Source organism: Dysgonomonas sp. Marseille-P4677, from assembly GCF_016652235.1.
Classification (GTDB): domain Bacteria; phylum Bacteroidota; class Bacteroidia; order Bacteroidales; family Dysgonomonadaceae; genus Dysgonomonas.
Window position 1 is genome coordinate 1 of the sequence record NZ_JAEPKU010000255.1, and the last position, 1,834, is coordinate 1,834.

Sequence of the window (1,834 nt, forward strand, 5' to 3'; positions counted from 1 at the left end):
ATCTAACACATCTCTTATACAGCAAAAAACAAAAGGCACGGATATTTATCTGTACCTTTTATTATAAAATATTACTTAAGAACTATTTTCCTTGTTCTAACTTTAGGGTAATTGTAGGCTGATCACAAACTTCAGTTGGTCCAAAGTATTGGATTGGTCCAGGATAAACAAATTCTGTTCCTATAGCCCAAGCCTCACGATTTGCAGCAAAATACTTAAACGGCGCACCATCTAATTCTACTAACGCTTTACGAATTACAGGCTTCATGTCACCATGGCGACGCTCCATATTCATCATCATTGTCACAGGAATACCTCCTGCTATCCACTGATCGGCAGGAGCAGTAGTATTACGTATCGAAGACATATAGCCTGTTTTACCAGCACCAATAAGAGCTGATGCAGTATAGCCTAATGAGTAACAATAGTCTGCATCATAATTGGAAGGTGCAGCACAACGTCCTTCATAACCGAAGAAATGCACCTGAGGAGCAAATTTACCAACAAATTTACCGGCAGCTTTCATTTCAGCTAATTTGTTACCTACCATTTCAGCAAGAAGCTTCTCTGTTTCAATAAGTGAAACCTGAACGTTTCCATGAGGGTCACGGTCTAATGTTAATTGACGAGCTACTCCGTCAGGTAGACTAGCAAACACTTTTGAGTTTTCAGCCGAAAGATTTTTTCTGATATATGCTAATTGCTCTTCTTTAGGAATTGCATTAAATTCCTCTTGATGATGTGCAAGGAAATCATTCAATTCTGCTATAAGAACTTTCATTGCAGGTATAAACTCAATGAGACCTTCTGGAATCAATACTGTACCGAAATTATTACCATTCGCAGCACGATTAGCTACAGAATTTGCAATATTTGTTACGATATCATCTAATGATTGTTTTTTAGCTTCAACTTCTTCTGATATGATACAGATATTAGGTTGCACCTGAAGAGCACATTCTAAAGCTATGTGAGAAGCAGAACGTCCCATCAACTTAATAAAGTGCCAGTATTTGCGAGCCGAATTACAGTCACGCTGTATATTACCGATAACTTCTGAATAAACCTTACATGCAGTATCAAAACCAAATGAAGTTTCTATCATTTCATTTTTCAAATCACCGTCAATTGTTTTTGGACATCCTATTACCTGAACTCCTGCATCAATAGCTTTATAGTACTCAGCAAGCACACAAGCATTTGTATTGGAATCATCACCACCAATAATAACAAGAGCTTTGATATTTAATTTCTTAAGAATTTCAAGCCCTTTATCAAATTGTTCCTTTGTTTCCAATTTTGTTCGGCCCGAACCGATAATATCAAATCCCCCGGTATTACGGTATTCGTCAATAATAGCAGCAGTTAATTCTTTATAATCGTGATCCACAAGCCCTCCTGGTCCCATCAAGAAACCAAAAAGTTGACTATCTGCATTCAAGCCTTTAATTCCATCGAAAAGTCCTGCAATAACATTATGACCGCCGGGAGCCTGACCTCCTGACAAAATAACACCAACATTAATTGCCGGATAATTTACTTTCTCTGCAGACTCTACAAATTTGAGAGTAGGCATACCGTAGGTGTTCGGAAATAGTTTTTTTACTTCTTCCTGATCTGCTACAGACTGAGTTGCAGCACCTTCTTCAATTTTTACAGAACCGTACAATGCTTTTGGCATTTTAGGTTTATAAGCAGCCCGAGCTACTTGCAAAGCACTTTTAACCATTTGTTTCAATTGATTTTATATAGTTAATATATTCGTTTCATTTAAAGGCTCGCAAATTTCGTCATTTTTTTTCAAATATAAAAGAGGACATGAGCTATATAAGGA

The 1,834-nt window shown here is 37.1% G+C and carries 1 protein-coding gene; it reads right to left on the reverse strand.

Going from position 1 to position 1,834, the window contains the following annotated elements:
- Positions 1-82 precede the first annotated feature (82 nt).
- Positions 83-1,729, reverse strand: a complete 1,647-nt coding sequence (locus JGH11_RS19865; RefSeq protein WP_201114683.1) for a diphosphate--fructose-6-phosphate 1-phosphotransferase — start codon at positions 1,727-1,729, stop codon at positions 83-85.
- Positions 1,730-1,834 lie beyond the last annotated feature (105 nt).